The organism is Acidaminococcus sp. (genome assembly GCF_057597765.1).
This window is the reverse complement of record NZ_DBMBXK010000003.1, coordinates 175388-189929: the sequence shown is the minus strand read 5'-3', so window position 1 is coordinate 189929 and position 14542 is coordinate 175388. Positions and strand designations below refer to the sequence as shown.

General features: G+C 56.9%; 12 protein-coding genes and 2 other annotated features. Of the genes, 7 read left to right on the top strand and 5 right to left on the bottom strand.

The window, feature by feature from the left end; genetic code table 11:
* Positions 1 to 35: 35 nt before the first annotated feature.
* The 3 genes from ilvC to ACZOF8_RS03120 all read right to left on the bottom strand — a co-directional run bounded on the left by ilvC (position 36) and on the right by ACZOF8_RS03120 (position 3669).
* Positions 36 to 1046, bottom strand: a complete 1011-nt coding sequence (gene ilvC / locus ACZOF8_RS03130) for a ketol-acid reductoisomerase (RefSeq protein ID WP_022487954.1) — start codon at positions 1044 to 1046, stop codon at positions 36 to 38.
* A gap of 82 nt (positions 1047 to 1128) precedes the next feature.
* Positions 1129 to 1368: a binding site (T-box leader), on the bottom strand.
* Positions 1369 to 1499: 131 nt separating this feature from the next.
* The gene (locus ACZOF8_RS03125; protein WP_022487955.1) at positions 1500 to 2186 is read right to left on the bottom strand and encodes a response regulator transcription factor; all 687 of its coding nucleotides are present in this window, start codon (positions 2184 to 2186) and stop codon (positions 1500 to 1502) included.
* A complete protein-coding gene (locus tag ACZOF8_RS03120; RefSeq protein WP_022487956.1) occupies positions 2164 to 3669 on the bottom strand; it encodes a sensor histidine kinase in 1506 nt (501 codons plus the stop codon). The genes ACZOF8_RS03125 and ACZOF8_RS03120 overlap by 23 nt, the downstream gene beginning before the upstream one ends.
* A 238-nt stretch (positions 3670 to 3907) precedes the next feature.
* Positions 3908 to 4147 (top strand) — a binding site (T-box leader).
* Between the two features lie 145 nt (positions 4148 to 4292).
* On the opposite strand from ACZOF8_RS03120, the gene ilvB reads away from it, so the two are divergent.
* The 4 genes from ilvB (at position 4293) to ACZOF8_RS03100 (ending at position 8473) form a co-directional block, all read left to right on the top strand.
* Positions 4293 to 5990 (top strand): biosynthetic-type acetolactate synthase large subunit, encoded by a 1698-nt coding sequence (gene ilvB / locus ACZOF8_RS03115; protein WP_154487503.1) that lies wholly within the window; start codon positions 4293 to 4295, stop codon positions 5988 to 5990.
* 12 nt (positions 5991 to 6002) lie between these two features.
* The gene (gene ilvN / locus ACZOF8_RS03110) at positions 6003 to 6566 is read left to right on the top strand and encodes an acetolactate synthase small subunit (protein WP_022487958.1); all 564 of its coding nucleotides are present in this window, start codon (positions 6003 to 6005) and stop codon (positions 6564 to 6566) included.
* On the top strand, positions 6563 to 7813 hold the full coding sequence (locus tag ACZOF8_RS03105) for an ATP-binding protein (protein WP_154487505.1): 1251 nt from the start codon (positions 6563 to 6565) through the stop codon (positions 7811 to 7813). The genes ilvN and ACZOF8_RS03105 overlap by 4 nt, the downstream gene beginning before the upstream one ends.
* Positions 7814 to 7912: 99 nt before the next feature.
* Positions 7913 to 8473, top strand: a complete 561-nt coding sequence (locus tag ACZOF8_RS03100) for a methylated-DNA--[protein]-cysteine S-methyltransferase (RefSeq protein WP_022487960.1) — start codon at positions 7913 to 7915, stop codon at positions 8471 to 8473.
* Between the two features lie 30 nt (positions 8474 to 8503).
* On the opposite strand, the gene ACZOF8_RS03095 is transcribed toward ACZOF8_RS03100, so the two are convergent.
* Together ACZOF8_RS03095 and ACZOF8_RS03090 are read right to left on the bottom strand one after the other, a co-directional pair.
* A complete protein-coding gene (locus ACZOF8_RS03095) occupies positions 8504 to 10009 on the bottom strand; it encodes an ArnT family glycosyltransferase (protein ID WP_487426542.1) in 1506 nt (501 codons plus the stop codon).
* Between the two features lie 339 nt (positions 10010 to 10348).
* Positions 10349 to 11002: a GntR family transcriptional regulator gene (locus ACZOF8_RS03090; protein WP_022487962.1), complete on the bottom strand. Its 654-nt coding sequence runs from the start codon at positions 11000 to 11002 to the stop codon at positions 10349 to 10351.
* Positions 11003 to 11259: 257 nt separating this feature from the next.
* Between ACZOF8_RS03090 and ACZOF8_RS03085 the strand changes: the two genes are divergently transcribed.
* The 3 genes from ACZOF8_RS03085 (at position 11260) to ACZOF8_RS03075 (ending at position 14513) form a co-directional block, all read left to right on the top strand.
* Positions 11260 to 12519, top strand: a complete 1260-nt coding sequence (locus ACZOF8_RS03085; protein ID WP_022487963.1) for a 3-isopropylmalate dehydratase large subunit — start codon at positions 11260 to 11262, stop codon at positions 12517 to 12519.
* Positions 12520 to 12534: 15 nt separating this feature from the next.
* Positions 12535 to 13059 carry a LeuD/DmdB family oxidoreductase small subunit gene (locus ACZOF8_RS03080; RefSeq protein ID WP_022487964.1) on the top strand — a complete coding sequence of 175 codons (525 nt, stop codon included), beginning with the start codon at positions 12535 to 12537 and terminating at the stop codon, positions 13057 to 13059.
* 119 nt (positions 13060 to 13178) lie between these two features.
* Complete coding sequence (locus ACZOF8_RS03075; protein ID WP_022487965.1) at positions 13179 to 14513, top strand: GntP family permease; 1335 nt, start codon at positions 13179 to 13181, stop codon at positions 14511 to 14513.
* Positions 14514 to 14542 lie beyond the last annotated feature (29 nt).

Sequence of the window (14542 nt, the reverse complement as noted above, 5' to 3'; positions counted from 1 at the left end):
TCCCCTGCCTCCTTTAAAGCTGGAATGGTTGTGGATTACTCGTTTTTGTCGTTTTCATGGAGCCAGGGCATCATGCTGCGCAGTTTTTCCCCGACTTTTTCGATGGGATGTTCCGCATGCTGACGGCGCATGGCCAGGAAGTGAGCCCGGCCGCCGGCACGGTTTTCCAGCAGCCAGTCTTTGGCGAAGGTGCCGTCTTGGATATCCTTCAGAACCTGTTTCATGGCAGCTTTGGAATCCTGGGTCACCACTTTCGGGCCGGCGGTATAGTCCCCATATTCGGCGGTGTCGGAAATGGATTTCCGCATTTTGGCCATGCCGCCTTCGTACATCAGGTCCACGATCAGTTTCATTTCATGGAAGGTTTCAAAGTAGGCGATTTCAGGCTGATAGCCGGCTTCGCACAGGGTTTCGAATCCGTTGGTGATCAGCTGGCAGATGCCGCCGCACAGGACAGCCTGTTCCCCGAACAGGTCAGTTTCCGTTTCTTCCTGGAAGGTGGTCTGGATGACCCCGGCACGGGTGCCGCCGATGCCTCTGGCATAGGCCAGGGCCAGGTCGAAGCATTTGCCCGTGGCATCCTGTTCCACTGCGAATACATCAGGGACGCCGCCCCCTTCTACAAAAGTCCGGCGGACCAGATGGCCCGGACCTTTGGGAGCCACCATGAACACGTCCACATCAGCGGGAGGGACGATCTGCTTGAAATGGACGTTGAACCCATGGGCAAAAGCCAGGGCGCTGCCGCTTTTCAGGTTGGGAGCGATTTCGGCTTTGTACACATCGGCCTGCTTTTCATCAGGGATCAGGACCATGGTTACGTCAGCAGCGGCTACCGCTTCGGCTACGGTCTTCACTTCCAGGCCGGCAGCCCGGGCCACATCGGCGGATTTGCTGCCTTTGTACAGGCCCACCACCACGTTGACGCCGCTTTCCTTCAGGTTCAGGGCATGGGCATGGCCCTGGCTGCCGTAGCCGATGACGGCCACCGTCTTGTCTTTCAGTACGCTCCAGTTAACGTCCTTGTCATAAAATACTTTTGCCATGGGAAACATCTCCTTTGAAAATAGAAATAAAATGGGGATACGCTGCAGGGGTTTTTCGTATAAAAAAATCCGTCCCTATGAAAATAGGGACGGAAAGTTTCCGCGATACCACCCTGGTTCTCCGGCCATTGCTGGCCTGGAGCGCTCTGCAACGTACTATCATACGCGTTCCGGTTAACGGGGGAAAGCCGTCCGTGCTTACTGTTTTTCAGCAGGCTCCTGGGGGAGGATTTTCGTTTGCCGGTTTCTGCTGGCTCTCACCATCTGTCAGCTCTCTGGGAGAAACGGGAGGCAAAGTACTCGTTCCCTTCATGGGATTTGCCTTGTTCACTTGGTTTGAAAAGGATGGTGTCAGTATACATTGCACAAGAACAGTTGTCAACATGATTTTTAAAAAAGTTCCAAAAGCACAAAACGAAAATAAAAAGTGTAAAGAATGTAATAGCCGTTTTTCTATTTCCGGAACCGGTAGCCCACGCCCCATACGGTTTCGATGTACTCCGGTTTGGTGGTGGAGGTTTCGATCTTTTCCCGAATCCGGTTCACGTGGACGGAAACCGTGGCCGTGTCCCCCAGGGAATCTTCTCCCCAGATCCGCTCGAACAGGGTCTCTTTGCTGAACACGATCCCCGGATGTTCCGCCAGGAACAGCAGCAGGGCGAATTCCTTGTTGGGCATGATCACTTCTTTCCCGTCCACATAGACCCGGTGGCCTTCCCGGTCGATGGTCAGGCCTCCCCGCTGGAGCACCGGGCTGGCGGCTTTCTGGCCGGTGAGCTGCCGGTACCGCTGGAGATGGGACTTTACCCGGGCCACCAGTTCTCCCGGGCTGAAGGGCTTCACGATATAGTCATCGGCGCCCAGGCCCAGGCCCCGGATCTTGTCCACATCTTCCTGCCGGGCGGACACCATAAGGATGGGGATGTTCCGCTTTTCCCGGATCTGCCGGCACACCTGGAACCCATCCAGCCCCGGCAGCATAATGTCCAGCAGCACCAGATCCACCTCTGGTTCCAGGGCTTTCTTTTCCCCGGAGGGGCCGTCCGGGGCGATTTCCACCTGATAGCCGTTGGCTTCCAGATAATCCCGTTCCAGTTCCGCTATATCCCTGTCATCTTCAACAATCAGGATCTTTTCCATTGTTCCCATTCTCCTCCAAAGAAAATTCCATGCATATTTTCAGGCCCCTGGGCTGATTGGCCTCCGCCCAGATCTTTCCCTTCATGGTTTCCACGATTTTCCGGACCACCGCCAGGCCCAGGCCGCTGCCGGCGGACACATGGCTCCGGGCCCGGTCCGTCCGGTAGAAGCTTTCAAAGATCCGGTCCAGCTGGTCTGGTGCCACCCCGGATCCGTTGTCCGCCAGTTCCAGCCGTACCCGGTTCTTTCCGTCAGAGAACAGGTGGAATTGGGCGGTGCCGGTTTTTTCCGTTTTGTATTTCCAGCTGTTGCTCAGCAGGTTGTCCAGCACCCGGGCAAACTGGTCCCGGTCCATTTTCACAGGGGCCCGGTCCAGGGTGCTTTCCAGAGTCACCTGGAGGCCGTTCTGTTCCCAGTGATCCTTTTGTTCCTCCACATAGTCCTTCAGACAGGCGCAAAGATCCACCGTTTCCCAATGGAAGGGAACCTGGTCCAGATCCAGTTTGGAAAACAGGAACAGGGTCTGGTTCAGTTTGGCCATGCTTTCGGTGGTTTCCAGGATTTTCTGGAGGTACCGCTGCTGTTTTTCCGGGGTGTCCGCGATCCCGTCCTGGAGCCCGGAGGCATAGCCCTGGATTTTGGTGAGAGGGGTGGCCAGGTCGTGGGCGATCCCTGCCAGCATTTCCTTCCGGCTCCGGTCATACTGCTCCCGTTTTTCCCGGGCATGGCGCAGTTCCAGCCGGGTGGTCTCAAAGGCCCGGAGGGTGTCTCCGATTTCATCCCGGCTGTCGGCTTTCACCGGGGTATCCAGGTCTCCCCGGCTCACCTGGGCGGCCACCCGGCGGAGTTTGTTCAAAGGCTTCAGCAGCTGGACGGCCATAAGCCGGCTGAGAGCCAGGCCTGCCAGGGCAGCGGTCAGCATCACCAGCAGGAAGGCTCCTACGAAGCTGCCCTTGAACAGTTCCTTGGAGTGCATGGCGAACCGGTCGTCGGTTTCCACCAGCGGGTCAGCCCCCACCACATAGGTTTCCACGCCGGTCTGGAGGGAACGGTAGTAGAAGGCCACTCCTTTTTTTCCCCAGCTGATGCCACCCCGGCCTTCCGGTACCTGCTGGAGAGTGGCGGTGCGGATTTCCTCCGGCTGCTGCCCTTCCGTCACATAGAAGGGCTGGCCGTTCCGTTCCAGCAGTACCCGGAGCCCCTGGTCTTCCAGATGGTCACTGACCAGCAGCAGAGGTTTGGGTTTGTCCGGGTTGTAATGGTCTGACCGGACCCGGAGCCGGGTCAGTTCAAACTGGATGGACAGAGTGGGGCCGCTTTCCGGCCAGATGAAGGAAAGGACGCTGGCACGGTTCAGGTTTTCTATACCAAAGATCCAGAAAATCCCCACACTGAGCACCATGAAGCAGAGTACAGGGGTCAGGATCATCAGATAGTTGGCGGCCAGCAGCCGTTTCCGGATGGGAAGGTCTTTCCAGCGCATAGGTTCCACAGTCCCGCCCGGGAAAAGCGGGAGGCTCCTTTCTTTTTGAATGTCTTCATATTATAGCATTTTTCCTGGGGCCTCCGAATGGAAGGAAAGATTGTTTCGAAAGAGTTTATGGGCTGTTTCTTTCTTTACAATTAAAAAATAAAAAACAGGAGAATGCAACAAAAACACAAAAAGATATTGACAAGCGTCCTCACGGGAGATAAAATAGCGACAATTCACAATTTCAAATCCCAATCCCATGAGGGGAAAGAGTAGTCCGGGGGAAGCTGACAGAGAGATGGCGGCAGGTGCGAGCCATCAGGGGAACCTGGAGGAAACTGGTCCCGGAGGAGACAGGCTGAAGCAGTGCAGTAGGCCTGGACGGTGTTCCCCGTTACCGGAAGCGCGTATGACTGTACGTGGCAAAGTGTCCCGGACCAGCAATGGACCGGGGAAACAGGGTGGTACCGCGGATTTTTCCGTCCCTTTGGAGGGACGGATTTTTTTTATTTCTGCGGCAACCGTCAAATCGACTTTCCCCACCCGGGTTCCGATACCAGAACCCATTGAAAAGGATCAGGGCCACGATACCAGGGCCCAGTTGAAAAGGAAACAGCGTTGAAGGAGGACCTCTTATGGAAATGACCGGCGCAGAAGCCATCCTTGCATGTCTCAAAGCAGAACAGGTCCCGGTGGTTTTCGGCTACCCGGGAGGGGCCGTACTGGGCCTGTATGATGCCATTTACAAAACCAACTTTCCCCATATTCTCACCGGCCACGAACAGGGGGCCATCCACGCGGCGGACGGGTACGCCCGGGCCACCGGAAAGGTGGGGGTGTGCATTGCCACCAGCGGCCCCGGGGTCTGCAACATGGTGACGGGGATTGCCACCGCCAACATGGATTCCATTCCCCTGGTGATTATCAGCGGTCAGGTGGCCACCTCCCTGATCGGTCAGGATGCCTTCCAGGAGGCGGACACCGCAGGGATCACCACTCCCATCACCAAATACAACTATCTGGTCCGGAAGGTGGAGAACCTGCCCCAGGTGCTGAAAGAAGCCTTTTACATTGCCCGGACCGGCCGGCCGGGACCGGTGCTCATCGACATCGTCACCGACGTGTTCGATGCCAGACTGGATTTCCAGTATCCCCAGGAGGTCCATCTCCTGGGCTACCAGGGGAGTCTCCATCCCCGGCAGTCCGATGTCCGGCGGGCGGCGGAAGCCCTCTGCCGGGCCCACCGTCCGGTGATCATGGCCGGAGGCGGGGTGATCCTGTCTGGCACCGGAGGAGTGCTTACGGAACTGGCCCGAAAAACCGGGATCCCGGTGGTCACCACCCTGATGGGGAAAGGGGCCGTGCCCGATTCCCTCCCCCAGAACCTGGGGATGCTGGGGATGCACGGCAGCTACGCCGCCAATATGGCAGTATCCGGCTGTGACCTGCTGCTGGCTTTCGGGGTCCGGTTCGACGAACGGTCCACCGCCAAGGCCAGCCTGTTTGCCCCGGCGGCCCGGATCGTCCATTTCAATGTGGAACCGGGGGAAATCAACAAGATCATCCCGGTCCAGGTGGCGGTGCCCGGCGATCTCCAGGAATCCCTGCCCCTTTTTGCCAGTCTGGTGGAACCTCTGGCAGAAGCCGTTAAAGAGCAGACGGCTCCCTGGCGGGAACAGGGAGAAGAAATGAAACGGGAGGTCCCCTGCAGCGCCCATGGGTGCACCGGGGGGATTTCTCCGGAAACCGCCCTGAAACAGGCGGCGGCCCGGGCTCCCCAGGACACCCTTGTGGTCACCGACGTGGGCCAGCACCAGATGTGGGCGGCCCAGTTCTTCCCTACGGAACAGCCCCGGCATTTCCTTACGTCCGGAGGGCTGGGCACCATGGGGTTCGGCCTTCCTGCCGCCCTGGGAGCCAAAGTGGGGGAACCGGACAAAACCGTCCTCCTGATTACCGGGGACGGGAGCATTTTGATGAACTGTCAGGAATTCACCACCCTGCCCACCTACGGCATCCAGGTGAAGACCATCGTCCTGCGGAACGGCCAGTTGGGCATGGTGCGCCAGCTCCAGGGCCTGTTCCGGGGAGGCCGGTATTCCCAGACCAAACTGATCCGGAAGCCCTCCATGGCCAAAATCGCGGAAGCCATGGGGATCCCTTCCCGGAGCATTTCCCGGCCGGAAGAGCTGGCAGAAGGTCTGGAGTTCCTGTTTGGGTCGGAGGGATCCGCCCTGCTGGAAATCACCATTCCCGAGGATGAACGGGTCTATCCCATGGTCCCGGGCAGCAAAGGGCTGGATCAGATGATCCTGGGCCCGGAAGAGAAATAAGGAGGAAAACCCATGAAATGGCAGCATATCGCCCTTCTGGTCAACAACCGGCCGGGAGTCCTGTCCCATGTGGCCGGACTCATCGCCCGCCGGAACATCAATATAGAATGCCTGAACGTAGGCTACACGGAAATCCCGGAAATCAGCCGGATCAACCTGGTGGTGGGAGTGGAAAGCCGGTTCCAGCTGGACCAGGCCATCCACCAGCTGAGCCATCTCATCGATGTAATCAAGGTGGTGAACCTGGATGATGCCCCCCTGGTGAGCTATGAACTGACCCTGATCAAGGTCAGCGCCCCTACCCCCCAGATCCGGGAAGAACTGACCAACATTGCTGGCCTGTTCCATGCCAAGATCGTGGATGTGTATCCGGATTCCCTGATTTTCCGGCTTACGGGACGACAGGATCATATTGAGGCCTTAAAGCAGATGCTCCGGAGCTACACCGTCCTGGAAATCGCCACCACCGGCCAGATTGCCCTGGGACGGGGGCCCCAGACGGTGAAGGACAGCCTGCTGGCCGCACCTCGGCCGGAAGAAACGGAACCGGCTGAAAGGAAAGGAGAACAGCCATGAGCCAGAACCAGACCGCGGATTTCCGCCTGTTTGCCCGTTTGTCCGTCCTCCGGAACCTTCGCCGGGATCCGGTGATCCACAGCCTGGCCAAAGCCCAGGCCCATCCGGAACGGGAGAAACACCTGGCCCGGGCCCGGGAAGCTGTCCTGGCCGCCGCTGAAGAGCTGGGCCTTGCCGGGAACCTGTGGCAGGGATACTTTTTCCATCTCCTGGCAGAAGGGGACAACCTGGCCGCCCAGGTGGCGGAAAACCGGGGCACCGCCGGCAGCGGCCTTCTGGCGGCTCTCACCCGGGACCTGGAGGCCCTCCGTCCCTTTTTGGACCTGTCCGGGCAGGCGGTGTTCCAGGACGGGTTCTATGACCATTATGAACCCAGCCGGCCGGCCCGGGAGAACCTGGAAAGCCAGCTGGCCCGGCAATTGAAAGAAACCCCTGAAGCCGCCGGACAGGCCCGGCTGCTGCTCCACCATTACCAGCGGTACGGCCGGGGAAAAATGGCCCGGTATGAAGCCTTCTGCCTGGATGCCAAAGGACGGTTCCAGGGGATTGCCGACTTTCCCCATTACGCCTGGGACGATATCCTGGGTTATGAGGACCAGAAGGAGAAGCTCCTGGCCAATACCCGGCAGTTCATGGCCGGCCGGGGCTGCAACAATGTGCTGTCCACGGGCAGCCGGGGCACCGGGAAGTCCACCTCCATCAAGGCCCTGATCCCCCTGTTCAGTGCCCAGGGCCTGCGTCTGGTCCAGATCAAGCGGGATCAGCTCCAGCTCTTGGCGGAAGCCATGGAACGGGCCGGGAAGATCCGCAGCCACCGGTTCCTGTTCTTCTTCGACGACCTGTCCTTTGATGAGAACGAAAAGGAATACAAGTACCTGAAATCCGCCATTGACGGAGGGGCTGCTCCCCAGCCGGACAATGTGATGCTGTGCGCCACCAGCAACCGGCGGCACCTGCTGAAGGAAACCTGGACGGACCGGAGTGACGACCTGGAGGCGGAAGTGTACCGGGAAGACGCCACCAACGAATCCATTTCCCTGTCCGACCGGTTTGGGCTGATCCTCCATTTCGGGGCTCCCACCCAGCAGGAATACCTGGCCATCATCGACCACGAACTCCGGAAAGAAGGCATCCAGCTGTCCCCGGAAGAACTCCGGGTGGAAGGGGTCCGGTGGGAAATGGAACACTCCGGCCGGAACGGAAGGATTGCCAAACAGTTCGTCCAGTGGTATCTGGGGAATCATTGAGAGGGTTGCTGCGTCTGCAGCAGCCCCTTTTTCCTGTCTGATAACCGCCGGTTTTTTCTTTTTTTCTGGTACAATAAAGGCAGAACAGGAGGGAAAACCATGAAAAAGACGGTGTTGTATATGGATAAGGTGGAAAGTCCCTTGGGGACCATCCTCTTGAGCAGCCATGGAGAAAAACTGAACGGGCTGTGGTTCCAGGGAGAGAAGTATGAAGAAATCCGGATGAAAAACGAAGACGGTGTGGAAGAACGGCCGGATCTCCCTGTATTCCAGGAAACCCGGCGTTGGCTGGACCTGTATTTCCAGGGGAAAGATCCAGGCTTCACGCCTCCCCTTGAACTGTCCGGCAGTGATTTCCGGCAGCAGGTAGGGCGGATCATGCTGACCATTCCTTACGGAAAGACCATGACCTATGGCGCCATTGCCCGGGAAATGGCCCGGAGGGAGGGAAAGGAGCGGATGTCGGCACAGGCCGTGGGAGGAGCGGTGGGCCACAATCCCATCAGCTTGATTATTCCCTGCCATCGGGTGGTGGGGACCAGCGGAAGCCTGACCGGATACGGCGGCGGTATGCCCCGGAAAGTGTGGCTGCTGGAACATGAAGGAATCGATCTGAAAGCCTCCGGTTTCACCATACCGAAAAAAGGGACTGCCCTGTAACAGGGACAGTCCTTTTTGCTTCCAGGAGATTCAGTTTCTTCCCCACACGGTCCAGCGTCCTCCTTCTCCCAGCTTCTCCCAGTCTCCCGGGACCTGCTGGAGGAAGTCTTTCTGGCTGCTCTGGTCCACCAGCACAATGAGCCGTCCCGTATTCGGCAGATCTTCCAGGGCTTGGAAGGGCATCATGTTCTTGGCGTTCCAGTTGATTCCTTCCGGCCGCATCTGCTGCAGCCGCTGCCGGGTTACCAGCCGGGGAGCGGGAATCTTGCTGTAATAGGTGAAGGAAACCGGATACCGGCCCCCGTACACGTACACCGGCACCCCGGGCACATGATGGACGGAAACCAGCTGGGCCACATCCCAGGCGGAAGCCTGGCGGCACAAAGGGGCGGCCAGCACAAAAGACAGCACCGTGAACAGCAGGACCATGGCCGCGGCTGCCCGTTTCACCCAGTACTGGAAATCCAGCCGGCTGACGGCACAGGCCAGGCCTATGGCCAGCGGGGGCAGGTAGGGGAAGGTGTAGGTGGGATATTTGGTGGCCATGCATTCAAAGAAGAACCAGGTGACCAGCACCCACAGGAACAGGAACCGCTGCTGGTCGTCCAGGCTCTTCCAGAAGGTCCGGGTCTTGATCCGTTCCTTCAGGGTCTTCCCGTACTTCTTCCACAGCCAGGGCAGGCTCAGGCTCCAGGGGAAGCAGCCAATGAGGAAAATCAGGAAGTAATACCACCAGGTGTTGTTCCGGGGATGTTCAGACACCGTGGCCCGGAGCACATTGTGGACCCCGATGAACCCGTCCAGGAAGGCGAAACCGTGGAGAAGTGTCATGGGGACGTACCAAAGGGCGGCAATGGCCAGAGCCAGCAGGATCCCCCGGAACAGCTTCATGTGGGCCAGGGTCTTGAAATCCCGGTTCCCGGCCAGGTAGGCCAGGATGATCAGGCCGGGGAGCACCAGACCCAGAGGCCCTTTGGTCAGGATGGCCAGACCGGCCAGGGCATAGGCTCCGTAATACAGACGGGGCCGTTTTTCTGTCTTGGCCAGGTAGAACAGCATCAGGGCTCCGTCCAGCGTGACGAACAGGGTCATATCGGTGATCACCGCTTTGGCCAGGTAGAAATATTCCGCGCTGGTGGCCATAATGAGACCGCTGAGGAATCCCACATTCCGGCTGTACAGCTTCTGGGCGAACCAGTAGGTCTGGAGCACCCCGATGGTGCCGAAAACCGCCGGGAAGAACCGGGCGGCAAAGGAAGTCTCTCCAAACAGTTGGAAGGCCGCCAGCAGTTCTCCGTAGAACATCCAGGGTTTGTCATACCAGTAGTTTCCGTAGATCCGGGGGGAAAGCCAGTCCCCGGAAGCCAGCATCTCCTTGGCGGTAAGGGCATAGTTGGATTCCACCGGATCGGTGATCAACAGCTGTCCGTTGCCGGCAAAGAACAGCACCAGGCTCAGCAGCAGAAGCAGAAAAGCAGGCCAGTGCCGATGATAAAAGCCCAGCAGCGGATTGTCGTCATGTTCCCAATATTCCATATCCGGATCCTCCCATATCTTGATGGTTCCAGTATAGAAGGGAATCTTAAAGGAAAATTAAACACAATCGAAGGATTGATTAAAGAAAAGGGGGCTGTTGCAAGGGCAACAGCCCTCTTTTCAGGTCTCGGGTCTCGAGCCGTGAGTCTCGGGTCGTTGGATAGAACCTGTCCTTCGGCCAGGTTCTTCTTATTGTGTATAACCGTAGGGGGCGCAGGCTCGGCGCCCCGTCAAAAGTCAGTTGGAGATGGGGGGAACAAGGGGGTCCCAACGGTCACTGACCGTTGACCGCTGACAAAAAGAAAAGGTGCTGCACGTTCTGTGCAGCACCTTTTCTTTTTACGCATCCCGGTTTTCCAGGTAATTCAGCACATTGTCTTCGCTGCGCCGGAGATGTTTTTCCATGGCATTTTTTGCGGCAACCGGGTTGTGGTTTTGGATGTTTTCCAGGATCTGGATATGCTCTTCCGTGGAGAGCCGGTAGTGCTGCTGTTCTTCCGGAATGGCATGGCCGGTGCTGGGACCGTTCCACAGTTCCATGAGATAACTGGTCAGCTTCTGGTTGTCGGCAGCTTCCCAGATGGCCATATGGATGGTCTGGTTCAGTTCCTCATAGCTTTTGCTGTCAATGGGGCCTTTAGTGTCGGCCAGGGCTCTGAGCTTTGCCATCAGCTCTTCTCCATTTTTCAGACCGTTCTGTGCGGCCTTGTAGGCAGCGGTGGATTCCAGGAGGATGCGCATTTCAAAAGTATCCTGGATGAATTTCCTATCGATTTTATTGACGATGGCACCTTTGCTCATGCGCAGGGTGATCAGGCCTTCGGCCGCCAGAGTCTGAAAGGCCTCCCGGACAGGGGTCCGGCTGATGCCCAGCTTTTCTGCAATGGCAGTCAGGCTCAGCTCCTGACCGGATTTGTATTCCCCGCTGTAGATGGCACGTTTGAGTATGGAAGTGACCCGCACCCGGGTGGGGACCATTTTCAGGGTTTGCATGATTATCACGATCTCCTATGGATGAATAGATACCTTTATTGTAAGGAGTTTTTGACGGGAATTCAATATCTTTTATGTTGTATATGGAAAATTGAATATCGTATACGATATTCAATTTGTAGCCAAATATCAGAAAACTCTTTTGAAGGATTGTTTTTCCAGGAGAAATATGGTAAAAATATCTCATACGAAATATCGTATACGATATACGATATTCTACTATGCAGACGAGAGGATTATGAGGGAGGAATACAACTATGCATGCCATCGAGAAAATTTTTGCGAAAAATGCCGGAAAGGCAAGCGTGGAAACTGGCGAAATCGTCATGGCCAAAGTGGATTTTGCAGAAATCAACGATCTGTATCTCCAGACGGTCTATTCTTTTTATGAAATGGGCGGAGAAAAGGTCTGGGACAATACCCGCTGCGCTTTTGTCTTTGACCATTATGCACCCTGCCCCACCATTAAAAGTGCACAGAACCATAAGGAAATGCGGGAATTCGCTCAAAAGAACAACCTGAAATACCATTTTGACACCAACTGCGGTGTCTGCCATCAGGTTATGCCGGAAGCCGGGGTCATTTATCCGGGGATGATCGTGGTGGCAACGGACAGCCATACCACCACCCATGGAGCCTTCGGTGCGGTGGGTACCGGCTGCGGAGCCACGGACATGGCTACCATCCTGATGACCGGGGAACTGTGGTTCCGGATCCCTGAAATCATCGAAGTCCGTCTGGAAGGGGAAGCCCCCAAGGGAGTGTTCCCCAAGGATGTGATCCTGGCCGTACTGGGGAAAATCCGGGCAGACGGAGCGGTTTACAAAGCCATCGATTTTACCGGAAGCTATGTGGAAAATCTGAATGTGGCCGGGCGGATGACCATCTGCAACATGGCCGTGGAAATGGGAGCCAAAACCGCTTACATGCAGCCCAACCAGGATGTGCTGGACTATGTGAAAGCCCGGGCTGTCCGTCCTTTTGAAGTCCAGTACACGGATCCCGGGTACCAATACTCTGAAAGCTACACCTTCGACGTTTCCCAACTGGAACCGGAACTGTCCTGTCCCAGCAGTGTGGAAAATGTCCATACCCTTTCCAGTGTAGTGGCTGAAGGCCCGGTAAAACTGAACCAGGGATACATCGGTTCCTGCACCGGAGGCCGGGAAGAAGATATTGCCATCGCTGCCAAAATCCTGAAGGGGAGACACATTCCGGAATATACCCGGCTGGTGGTAATCCCGGCTTCGGCGGAAGTGATGCAGAAATGCCTGGAAAAAGGGTATATCCAGGATCTGATCCAGGCAGGTGCCACCATTTCCACTCCGGGATGCGGCGCTTGTCTGGGGGCCCATGAAGGGGTGCTGACAGCTGGGGAAGTCTGCATTACCAGCACCAACCGGAACTTCCCGGGACGTATGGGTTCCAAGGATGCGCTGATGTATCTGGCCAGCCCTGCAACGGTAGCCGCCAGCATGATCACCGGGTACATTACCGACCCGCGGAAATATCTGTAAGAGGAGGAACAGGCAATGGAAACCAAAGTAACTGGAAAAATCATTGTGGTGGGAGACAATATTGATACGGATCAGATCTATCCGGGGCGCTATCTGGATATTGTGGATCCCAAGGAAATCGGCAGTCACTGTCTGTGCGGCGTGGATGAATCCATTGCTGCCAATTTCCCCCAGGGAGGGATGGTGGTGGCCGGAAGGAATTTCGGCTGTGGCTCTTCCCGGGAACATGCTCCCATTGCCCTGCTGAATATGGGAGCAAAAGCCGTCCTGGCTGATTCCTTTGCCCGGATCTTTTTCCGGAATGCCATCAATCTGGGGCTGCTGCCCATTATCTGCAAAGGGATCCGGGAAAAGGTGAAGGATGGGATGACCCTGACCCTGGATCTGGAAAAATATCAGGTGACGGTCCAGGAAACCGGCGAAACCTATCCCTGTGAAAAGCTGGGAGACCAGGCTCTGAAAATCCTGGAAGCCGGGGGCATCAAACCTTTGATGCGGCAACGGTTCGCTAAAATCAAGGCAGAAGCGGGAGACAAGTAAATGACACAGGAACAGATCCTTCTTCTGGGGGCATTGGTCCTGATCGGAATGAGCTTTGTCTGGAAAGTGCGGGATTTCCACAAAAAAACACGGAAATCAGAGAAAGGGGAAAGAAAAAAATGCCAATTGAACTGGTCTTTGTCATAGGGATTGCCGTCCTGCTGTTTTTGTGCCTGAAAGTCAAGGCCAATGCATTCATCGCCCTGCTGGCCACGGCCCTGATCATGGGGATCCTGTCCGGATTGGGCGGACCGGGTACGGTGAAAGCCATTACCGGCGGGTTTGCGGGTACGGTAAAAAGCATCGGGATCGTGATTATTTTTGGGATCCTGTTGGGCAACTATCTGGATGCCGCCAAAGGGACCAACCGGATGGCCATTGATGCCGTCCGCCTGGTAGGGCAGAAACGGGCCAGCCTGGCCATGGCCCTTACCGGCTATTTGGTCTCCATCCCGGTATTTTCCGATGCTGCCTGTGTAATCCTGGCCCCCCTGGTCAAGGCCATCCACAGAAAAACCGGGATCCCGCTGGCAGTGCTGGCTGTCAGCCTTTCCGGGGGCCTGCTGGCCACCCATGTGTATGTGCCGCCCACGCCCGGCCCTCTGGCAGCTGCCGGGCTGCTGGGCATCGATATCGGCCAGGCCATTATGTGGGGTGCCTTTGCGGCCGTGTTCATGACGGCTGCAGGGTGGCTCTTTGCGGAAACCTATCTGCGGACACGGCCGGCTGGTTATTATCAGTTCCAGCCCGATGCCCTGAAGGAAGAACAGGAAGTGTTCGATGACAATACGGACGATCTTCCCGGGACTCTGGCCAGCTTGGTTCCCCTGGTCATTCCTCTGCTGCTGATCGTGGGGAATACTACGGCTTCCATGCTGCTGCCCAAGAAACATCCGCTGCTGGCGGTAACCTCCTTTGTGGGGGATGCCAACATCGCTCTGGCCATTGGGGCCGTCCTTGCCATCATTACCCTGGGCAAACGGATCGGGGGAGAAAATGTCCTGAAAATCATGGATACCACCCTGAAAGATGCAGGGCCCATTGTGTTCATCACTTCCGCCGGCGGTGCCCTGGGTGCTGTGCTGAAAGCATCGGGAGCCGGTGCCAGCCTGGCACAGATGGTCATCGACACCGGGCTGCCGTTCATCCTGATTCCCTTTGTGATCTCCGGACTGCTGAAGGTGGTCCAGGGAAGCGGCACTGTGGCAGTGACCACTGCAGCCACTTTGTGTGCGCCCATTGCCAGCAGCCTGGGGCTCAACCCCATCCTGATCTTCCTGGCATCCGGTGCCGGTGCCCGGGTATGCTGCCATGTGAACGATTCCTTCTTCTGGGTGTATACCAACTGCATGGGATTTGATATGAAAACCGGCCTGAAGACTCTGTCCCTGGGCAATGTGTTCATGAGCCTGGGGGGCCTGCTGGCCACGTATGTTGCCAGCCTGTGGCTGTAAACAATGAAAAAACGGGGCTGTGAAAAAAT